The organism is Streptomyces glaucescens, from assembly GCF_002154375.1.
Classification (GTDB): domain Bacteria; phylum Actinomycetota; class Actinomycetes; order Streptomycetales; family Streptomycetaceae; genus Streptomyces; species Streptomyces glaucescens.
The window spans coordinates 1-8,461 of the sequence record NZ_MUND01000399.1; the positions used below are offsets into that span (position 1 = coordinate 1).

8 protein-coding genes are annotated in these 8,461 nt (G+C 71.9%); 3 read left to right on the forward strand and 5 right to left on the reverse strand.

All coding sequences use genetic code 11. From position 1 onward, the window contains the following. Positions 1-52 precede the first annotated feature (52 nt). From CCN42_RS24860 to CCN42_RS24875, 4 genes are all read right to left on the reverse strand, one after another. Positions 53-1,177: a GuaB3 family IMP dehydrogenase-related protein gene (locus CCN42_RS24860; protein WP_086171074.1), complete on the reverse strand. Its 1,125-nt coding sequence runs from the start codon at positions 1,175-1,177 to the stop codon at positions 53-55. Between the two features lie 105 nt (positions 1,178-1,282). Further along, complete coding sequence (gene guaB / locus CCN42_RS24865; protein WP_086738961.1) at positions 1,283-2,791, reverse strand: IMP dehydrogenase; 1,509 nt, start codon at positions 2,789-2,791, stop codon at positions 1,283-1,285. 168 nt (positions 2,792-2,959) lie between these two features. Further along, positions 2,960-3,547 (reverse strand): sigma-70 family RNA polymerase sigma factor, encoded by a 588-nt coding sequence (locus tag CCN42_RS24870; protein ID WP_086171072.1) that lies wholly within the window; start codon positions 3,545-3,547, stop codon positions 2,960-2,962. Positions 3,548-4,291: 744 nt separating this feature from the next. Next, positions 4,292-4,903, reverse strand: a complete 612-nt coding sequence (locus CCN42_RS24875; RefSeq protein ID WP_003948568.1) for a response regulator transcription factor — start codon at positions 4,901-4,903, stop codon at positions 4,292-4,294. Between the two features lie 379 nt (positions 4,904-5,282). Here CCN42_RS24875 and CCN42_RS24880 point away from each other — a divergent pair, with 379 nt between their 5' ends. Beyond that, positions 5,283-5,612 carry a WhiB family transcriptional regulator gene (locus CCN42_RS24880; RefSeq protein WP_086738963.1) on the forward strand — a complete coding sequence of 110 codons (330 nt, stop codon included), beginning with the start codon at positions 5,283-5,285 and terminating at the stop codon, positions 5,610-5,612. A gap of 120 nt (positions 5,613-5,732) precedes the next feature. On the opposite strand, the gene CCN42_RS24885 is transcribed toward CCN42_RS24880, so the two are convergent. Then, a complete protein-coding gene (locus tag CCN42_RS24885) occupies positions 5,733-6,629 on the reverse strand; it encodes a LysR family transcriptional regulator (protein ID WP_086171070.1) in 897 nt (298 codons plus the stop codon). 80 nt (positions 6,630-6,709) lie between these two features. On the opposite strand from CCN42_RS24885, the gene CCN42_RS24890 reads away from it, so the two are divergent. Continuing rightward, on the forward strand, positions 6,710-7,435 hold the full coding sequence (locus CCN42_RS24890) for an MOSC domain-containing protein (protein WP_086738964.1): 726 nt from the start codon (positions 6,710-6,712) through the stop codon (positions 7,433-7,435). Between the two features lie 51 nt (positions 7,436-7,486). Next, on the forward strand, positions 7,487-8,275 hold the full coding sequence (locus tag CCN42_RS24895) for an SDR family NAD(P)-dependent oxidoreductase (RefSeq protein WP_086738966.1): 789 nt from the start codon (positions 7,487-7,489) through the stop codon (positions 8,273-8,275). Positions 8,276-8,461: the final 186 nt, after the last annotated feature.

Genomic DNA, 8,461 nt, shown 5'->3' on the forward strand with positions numbered 1-8,461 from the left:
TCGGCGAAGGGCCCGTCCACCGGGGTGGACGGGCCCTTCGCCGACGTACGGGTCAGCGGCTGTGCTGCGAGTCCGCGACCGTGACCTCGACCCGCTGGAACTCCTTCAGCTCGCTGTAGCCGGTGGTGGCCATGGCGCGGCGCAGGGCGCCGAAGAGGTTCATCGAGCCGTCCGGGGTGTGGGACGGACCGGTGAGGATCTCCTCGATGGTGCCGACCGTGCCGAGGTCGACCTTCTTGCCGCGCGGCAGCTCCTCGTTGACGGCCTCCATGCCCCAGTGGTGACCCCGGCCCGGGCCGTCGGTCGCGCGGGCCAGCGGGGAGCCCATCATGACCGCGTCGGCGCCGCAGGCGATCGCCTTGGGCAGGTCGCCGGACCAGCCGACGCCGCCGTCCGCGATGACGTGCACGTACCGGCCGCCGGACTCGTCCATGTAGTCCCGGCGGGCCGCCGCCACGTCCGCCACGGCGGTCGCCATCGGCACCTGGATGCCCAGCACGTTCCGCGTGGTGTGCGCGGCGCCGCCGCCGAAGCCGACCAGCACACCCGCCGCGCCGGTGCGCATCAGGTGCAGGGCGGCGGTGTACGTGGCGCAGCCGCCGACGATCACCGGGACGTCCAGCTCGTAGATGAACTGCTTCAGGTTCAGCGGCTCGTGCGAACCGGAGACGTGCTCCGCCGAGACCGTCGTGCCGCGGATGACGAAGATGTCCACACCCGCGTCCACCACGGCCTTGGAGAACTGGGCCGTGCGCTGCGGGGAGAGCGCGGCCGCGGTGACCACGCCCGAGTCGCGCACCTCCTTGATGCGCTGCCCGATCAGCTCCTCCTTGATGGGAGCCGCGTAGATCTCCTGCAGCCGGCGGGTGGCCGTCTCGGCGTCCAGGCCGACGATCTCGTCCAGCAGCGGCTGCGGGTCCTCGTACCGCGTCCACAGGCCTTCGAGGTTGAGCACGCCGAGGCCGCCCAGCTCGCCGATCCGGATCGCCGTGGCCGGCGAGACGACCGAGTCCATGGGGGCCGCCAGGAAGGGCAGCTCGAAGCGGTAGGCGTCGATCTGCCAGGCGATCGAGACCTCCTTCGGGTCCCGCGTACGGCGGCTGGGGACGACGGCGATGTCGTCGAAGGCGTACGCCCGGCGGCCGCGCTTGCCGCGCCCGATCTCGATCTCAGTCACGTGTGTGGCCTTTCCCTGATGCGTTTCAGCGCCTTCCAGTATCCCCGACGGGTACGGCAAGGGCGGCCCCGGAGTTCCCGGAGCCGCCCCGACCGAGCGTGGTGCCTACTTGCTGCGGCTGTAGTTCGGCGCCTCGACCGTCATCTGGATGTCGTGCGGGTGGCTCTCCTTGAGGCCCGCCGAGGTGATCCGGACGAACCGGCCGTTCTCCTGCAGCTCCGGCACGGTCTTGCCGCCGACGTAGAACATCGACTGGCGCAGGCCCCCCACCAGCTGGTGGACGACCGAGGACAGCGGGCCGCGGTAGGGCACCTGGCCCTCGATGCCCTCGGGGATCAGCTGCTCGTCGGAGGCGACGCCCTCCTGGAAGTAGCGGTCCTTGGAGAACGACTTACGGTCGCCGCGGGACTGCATGGCGCCCAGCGAGCCCATGCCGCGGTACGACTTGAACTGCTTGCCGTTGATGAACATCAGCTCGCCCGGCGACTCCTCGCAGCCCGCGAGCAGCGAGCCGAGCATCACCGTGTCGGCGCCCGCGACCAGGGCCTTGGCGATGTCGCCGGAGTACTGCAGACCGCCGTCGCCGATGACCGGGACACCGGCCGCGCGGGCCGCCTGCGCGGCCTCGTAGATCGCGGTGACCTGCGGGACGCCGACGCCGGCGACCACGCGGGTGGTGCAGATGGAGCCGGGGCCGACGCCGACCTTGATGCCGTCCGCGCCGGCGTCGACCAGGGCCTGGGCGCCGTCCCGCGTGGCGACGTTGCCGCCGATGACGTCGACGCCGGAGGAGTTGGACTTGATCTTGGCGATCATGTCGCCGACCAGGCGGGAGTGGCCGTGCGCGGTGTCGACGACGATGAAGTCGACACCGACCTCGATCAGCGCCTGGGCGCGCTCGTAGGCGTCACCGGCGACACCGACCGCGGCACCGACGATGAGGCGGCCCTCGGCGTCCTTGGCGGCGTTCGGGTACTTCTCCGCCTTGACGAAGTCCTTGACCGTGATCAGGCCCTTGAGGACGCCCTCGTCGTCGACCAGCGGCAGCTTCTCGATCTTGTGCTTGCGCAGCAGCTCGATGGCGTCCGGACCGGAGATCCCGACCTTGCCGGTGACCAGCGGCATCGGCGTCATGACGTCACGCACCCGGCGGGCGCGGTCGGTCTCGAAGGCCATGTCGCGGTTGGTGACGATGCCGAGCAGCTTCTTGTCGCCGTCGGTGACCGGGACACCGCTGATGCGGAACTTCGCGCACAGCGCGTCGGCCTCGGCGAGCGTGGCGTCCGGGTGGATGGTGATCGGGTCGGTCACCATGCCCGACTCGGAGCGCTTGACCAGGTCGACCTGGTTGGCCTGGTCCTCGATGGACAGGTTGCGGTGCAGCACGCCGACACCGCCCTGGCGGGCCATCGCGATCGCCATGCGGGACTCGGTGACCTTGTCCATGGCGGCGGACAGCAGCGGGATGTTCACCCGCACGTTCCTGGAGACGTACGAGGCGGTGTCGATCTCGTCGGGTGCCATGTCCGACGGGCCCGGCAGCAGCAGCACGTCGTCGTAGGTCAGCCCGAGTGTCGCGAATTTTCCGGGCACTCCGTCGACGTTGGCAGTCATGACACCTTCCCCAAATGGCCTTGATCGGTGCGGATGTCCATGCTAACGGGATAAACGGCCGTCTCATTCCACGGTTCGGGGCGGCCCCGAGCTTCGTATGTTCGTACGGAAATGCGGTCCGGCCCGTTCAGCGCGGGCCGCGAAGGGGCTGGGTACGGGGGGGGGCGCCTACTGCTCGGCGAGCGCGCGCAGCCTGCTCAGCGCGCGGTGCTGAGCCACCCGGACGGCCCCGGGTGACATTCCCAACATCTGGCCGGTCTCCTCCGCCGTGAGGCCCACGGCGATCCGCAGCAGCAGCAGTTCGCGCTGGTTCTCCGGCAGGTTGGCCAGCAGCTTCTTGGCCCATTCGGCGTCGCTGCTGAGCAGCGCGCGCTCCTCGGGCCCCAGGGAGTCGTCGGGCCGCTCGGGCATCTCGTCCGAGGGCACCGCCGTCGAACCCGGGTGCCGCATCGCGGCCCGCTGGAGGTCGGCGACCTTGTGCGCGGCGATGGCGAAGACGAACGCCTCGAACGGGCGGCCGGTGTCCTTGTAGCGCGGCAGGGCGAGCAGGACGGCGACGCAGACCTCCTGCGCCAGGTCCTCCACGAAGTGCCGGGCGTCACCCGGCAGCCGCGACAGGCGGGTGCGGCAGTAGCGCAGCGCGAGCGGGTGGACATGGGCGAGCAGATCGTGCGTGGCCTGCTCGTCCCCGTCGACGGCGCGGTGCACGAGTGCGCCGATCCCCCCAGGGGCCGTGACCGCCTCGTCGTCGCGCATCGGTCCATCGTGCCCTGCGGCCACCCGATCCGCGGCACCGCGTCCGTTGTTGTGCACCGAAGCGTTATGAGCAGGTGCGCCGGAACTCATCCCCTGCGCCCTCCCCTTCCGCTCGACCGACTCGTCCCCGAGGAACTCCACACCTCAAGGATGCGGCATCCGCGCCGAAACGAGCAGCGGGCACCCGCCGATCGGCCGCTCCGACGCGCTGACCTGCGACCACGGCACCCCTCGGGGTCACTGTGGGATACGCGTCCCGGCCTCCGCGCGCTCAGCCGGCCGCACCGGACGAGGGCGCCGGAGGAGGCCGTACGGCCGGGGCACCGCCCCGCGCGGCCACCCGGTCCGGACCGTACCGCTGGTCCGGGAGCGGGGCCGGGTCCGAATGTGCCGTCCGTCATGGGCGTCCGGACGAGTCGCGTGCGGCGCCCGGCCGGGGTCGCGGCGGGCCGCTCGGCGTCCCGGGACATGCGGGGGCCGCGCCTCGCCGCGGGAAACCGGCTCCGCGGGGGAACCCGGCTCTCCGCGGGGCCGGCGCAGGGGGATGTCCCCATCGGGTCGACTCCCTCCTCCGCCCTCGCGGCTGGATGATCCCGCGCCGTACGCATCGACCGCACGGCCGGACCACTGCGGGCCTCACGGCCCGTCGACCGGCCGGGTTCTCCGTCGCCCCGCGCGGACCGCCGCGCGGACCGCCCGCGCCACCGGTCGCTCCCGTGCCCTACGAGCCGGTCGGGCGGCCGGTCAGCGCACCAGGCCCCAGCGGAAGCCGAGCGCCACCGCGTGGGCCCGGTCCGAGGCGCCGAGCTTCTTGAAGAGCCGGCGGGCGTGGGTCTTGACGGTGTCCTCGGAGAGGAACAGCTCGCGGCCGATCTCGGCGTTGGAGCGACCGTGGCTCATGCCTTCCAGGACCTGGATCTCCCGGGCGGTGAGGGTGGGCGCCGCACCCATCTCGGCGGAGCGCAGCCGGCGCGGGGCCAGCCGCCAGGTCGGGTCGGCGAGCGCCTGCGTCACGGTGGCCCGCAACTCCGCACGGGAGGCGTCCTTGTGCAGGTAGCCGCGCGCACCGGCGGCGACCGCGAGGGCCACGCCGTCCAGGTCCTCGGCGACGGTGAGCATGATGATGCGCGCCCCGGGGTCGGCGGACAGCAGCCGCCGCACGGTCTCGACGCCGCCCAGACCGGGCATGCGTACGTCCATCAGAATCAGGTCCGAGCGGTCGGCACCCCAGCGGCGGAGGACTTCCTCGCCGTTGGCCGCCGTCGTCACACGCTCCACACCGGGCACGGTCGCGACCGCACGGCGAAGCGCCTCTCGGGCAAGCGGGGAGTCGTCGCAGACGAGGACGGAAGTCATGGCCGCCCTCCGCAGCTGATGCACGTCACCTTGAGCCTCCAGGCTGGTACGAAATCGTCACCTGTGCGGTCGACCGTCTCGGACACCTGCCCGAGCGCTTGTGTTTTCAACCGCCTCCGCCCTCTCAACGACGGTCACTCGAAAGAGTTACGGAGCCGTGTGCCATCTTCGGCACTCTACGTGAGGGCTCGAACACGATGCAGACGCGCGCGGCAGACTCTCAAGCTTTCATCACAACCATGCCCCATTTAGCCCTATTTCTTCCCATGTGGTGATGTCTGAGGCTAGATTCGCAATGAGTCATATTTTCATCTCCTTAGATCGTAGATGTACGGTCGTGGGCACCGTATCCGTCAGAACGGCTACAAGGGGTCACGCAATGGCAGATTTCTCCCGCCTTCCCGGACCGAACGCGGACCTGTGGGACTGGCAGCTCCTCGCGGCCTGTCGCGGGGTGGACAGCTCGCTCTTCTTCCATCCGGAGGGCGAGCGCGGGGCGGCGCGGAGCGCTCGTGAGAACTCGGCCAAAGAGGTCTGCATGAGGTGCCCGGTCCGCGCGCAGTGCGCGGCGCACGCGCTGGCCGTGCGCGAACCGTACGGCGTGTGGGGCGGATTGACCGAGGACGAGCGCGAAGAGCTCATGGGCCGGGCGCGCCACCGGCTGGTGTCGGCGTCGACCGCAGGCGGAACCACCGCCTCGAACAACTGAAGGAACGTTTCTTCACGCACGAGCCGCGCACACCGTCCGCACGCACGCCCGAGCACACATCCACACGGCAAAGGGCACGCGTGCGCGTGCCCTCAGTTCGTACCCCAGCCGTTCAGCGCGTCAGCGCGCCGCCGCCCGCCCCAGCTGGTCCAGCGTCGCCGCCACGGCCGGCACCTGCGCCAGGTCCGGCAGCGTGAGCGCGACGACCTCCCGCCGCACCGCCGGTTCCAGCGTCACCGTCCGCGCGCCCCTTGGCCGTACCGACTCGATCGCCAGCTGCGGCAGGACCGCCACGCCGAGCCCCGCGCCCACCAGGCCGATCACCGCCGGATAGTCGTCCGTGGCGAAGTCGATCCGAGGCGTGAAGCCGGCGCCCTCGCACACCTCGACCAACTGACCGCGACAGCGCGGGCAGCCCGCGATCCAGGGCTCGTCGGCGAGCTCGGCGATGGGCACGGAAGCCGCGCCGGCCAGCCGGTGCCTCTCCGGGACGAGCCCGACCAGCGGATCGGTGAGCAACGGGCGCACGACGAGGTCGTCCCACTCCTCGGCACCCGACGCGCCCTCGTACCGGAAGGCGAGCGCGATGTCGCAGTCCCCCTCGCGCAGCAGCTGCACGGACCGCGGCGGCTCGGCCTCCTCCAGGGAGACCCGGGTCCCGGGATGCGCGGCCCGCAGCGCGGCGAGGGCGGTGGGGACGAGGGTGGAGCTGCCGCTCGGGAAGGACACCAGCCGCACCCGCCCGGCCCGCAGGCCCGCGATCGCGGCGACCTCCTCCTCGGCCGCGGTGAGCCCGGCGAGGATCCCGGCGGCGTGCCGCACCAGCGCCTCGCCCGCCTGCGTCAGGCGCATCTCCCGTCCGCTGCGCACCAGCAGCGGCGTGCCCACGGAGGTCTCCAGGGCCTTCATCTGCTGGCTGACGGCGGGCTGGGTGCAGCCCAGCTCGCGTCCCGCCGCGGAGAAGGAACCGGTGGCGGCGACGGCGCGCAGCACGCGCAGATGACGGGCTTCGATCACCCTTTCAGCATAAGCGGTTCTTGGACATGGCGACGAATAGTGCGTCGACACTTTTGGCAGCGGGGGTCTACCGTGCCGCCATGAGGCTTCTGTCAGTGAATCTGGGCCGGCCCCGGGCCGTGCCGTACACCGACCAGCCCGAGGGCCTGACCGGCATCGACAAGCGCCCGGTCGACGGGCCGGTGCGGGTGGCGGCGCCCGGCGCCAAGGGGTCCGGGGCGAGCGGGCTCGCGGGGGACGCGGTCTGCGACGTGCGCCATCACGGCGGGGACCACCAGGCGGTGTACGCGATGGCCCGGGAGGACCTCGACGCCTGGGAGCGCGAGCTGGGCCGCCCGCTGACGAACGGGTCGTTCGGCGAGAACCTGACCACCTCGGGCATCGACGTCTCCGGCGCCCGGATCGGCGAGCGGTGGCGGATCGGGCCGCGGGTGGTCCTGGAGGTCACCTCCGGGCGGATTCCCTGTCTCACCTTCCAGGGCCATCTGGGTGAACAGGGCTGGGTGAAGCGGTTCACGCAGCGTGCGGCGCCGGGGGCGTATCTGCGGGTGATCGAGGCGGGCGAGATCCGCGCGGGCGACGCGGTGGAGATCCTCCACCGTCCCGCCCACGACATCACGGTCGCCCTCCAGTTCCGCGCGGTCACCACCGAGCGGGAGCTGCTGCCGCTGTTGCCCGTGGCGGGCGCGGCACTGCACCCGGAGGTGCTGGCGGTGGCCCGTACGTACATGGAGAAGTACGGCGCGAGTGTGGCGGGCGGGCAGCAGACGGGCGGGGCCGGGCAAGGCCGCGCGAACAGCTGCTGAACGGGCGTCACGGGAGCGGACGCCGTCCGTCCGGGTCACTACGCTTGCCGCATGACAACGGCTCTGATTACGGGATCGACCGCGGGAATCGGTGCCGCCTTCGCACGGCGGCTGGCGGCTGACGGGCACGACCTCGTCCTGGTGGCGCGGGACACCAGGCGCCTGCGGGAACAGGCGACCGAACTGCACGACCGGCACGGCATCGAGGCCGAGGTGCTGACGGCGGACCTGGCGGCGGACGACGGCATCGAGGCGGTCGCCGCCCGGCTCGCCGACCGCAAGAACCCCGTCGACCTGCTGGTCAACAACGCCGGCTTCGGCCACAAGGGCCGCTATCTCGACGTGCCGATGGCCGACGAGCTGAAGATGCTCAAGGTGCACTGCGAGGCCGTACTGCGGCTGACCTCCGCGGCGACCGAGGCGATGCGCGAGCGCGGGCGCGGCGGCGTGGTCAACGTCGCCTCCGTCGCGGCCTTCGTCCCGCGCGGGACGTACGGCGCCTCCAAGGCGTGGGTCGTGCAGTTCACCCAGGGCGCCGCGAAGGACCTGGCGGGCAGCGGCGTCCGGCTGATGGCGCTCTGCCCCGGCTTCGTGCGGACCGAGTTCCACCAGCGGGCCGGGATGGGCACGGACAACATCCCCGCCTGGCTGTGGCTCGACGCGGACAAGCTCGTCGCGGCGGCCCTGGCGGACCTGGCCCGCGGCAAGTCCCTGTCGGTTCCGGACCCGCGCTACAAGGTGCTGCTGGGCGCGACGAAGCTGGTGCCGCGCGGGCTGCTCGGGGGGATCAGCTCCCGCGCGGGGCGGAAGTACGGGCCGGAGCACCGGACGCAGCGCTAGGCCGTGTCCGCAAAGTCCCGTCTGCCCCGCGACGCCTGGCACGCACTCTCGCCGCGCCGGGCGAAGCCCCAAGTACATCCAGTACGAGGGACTCCGCCCGGCGCGCCGAGAGCACGCACCAGACGCCGCGGGGCCCGCCCTTCGGGCGGACGACGGGACTCTGCGGACACGACCCAGGAGGAGCAC